This is a genomic window from Prevotella sp. P3-92 (genome assembly GCF_002251205.1).
GTDB lineage: Bacteria > Bacteroidota > Bacteroidia > Bacteroidales > Bacteroidaceae > Prevotella.
On sequence record NZ_NPJE01000010.1, the window covers coordinates 1 to 585 of the forward strand.

At 39.7% G+C, this 585-nt stretch carries 1 protein-coding gene; it reads right to left on the bottom strand.

Annotated features, from left to right (window positions below; all coding sequences use genetic code 11):
- The coding region (locus CIK93_RS00960) for a FimB/Mfa2 family fimbrial subunit (protein WP_144269523.1) at positions 1-585 on the bottom strand (585 nt) is incomplete at both ends.

Here is a 585-nt window from a genome sequence, read left to right on the forward strand (position 1 = left end):
TAGTTGTGTATGATTGTTTTGCAAAACTAAATCCAGTAGATGGATTGAAAGTATATTGGTTTGGAGTACCTACATTCTGATCTGGGTCGATGATGATTTCCACTTCATCTACTTCTTCAGGGTAGGGATCTGTTGTACGAAGCATGAATGATGCTGTGATGCGTTTGCCAAAGTTCATAGTAACCTCTTTAGGTTCACCTCTGGTAATATCAACAGACATCGTTGTTGCATAGGTACTCTTGTAGAGCATGATATCATTGATGATCGCTTTATCTGGAGATACGATTTCTGCAGCTCCGTTACTTGGAGTTTTAGCCTTGTGTGCCACAGCTACGAAAGTGTATTTTCCAGCTGGAAGTTCGCAATTAATCTGATCGAAGTTTTCGTTTTCTCCTTTTGTTTTGTTTTCAGCATAAAGCTCTTTGTTGTTTTCGTCGAAAACCTTAAATGCGATACATGTCACTTGTGCTTCTGCAGCACTTGCACGTGACGTTGCGAAATTTTGGTCAGGAACTACTGAAAAATCAAATCCAGAAAAACTGACTTTTACTGAGACAGGTTCTGTCACTACTGTGTTGTTGTCGA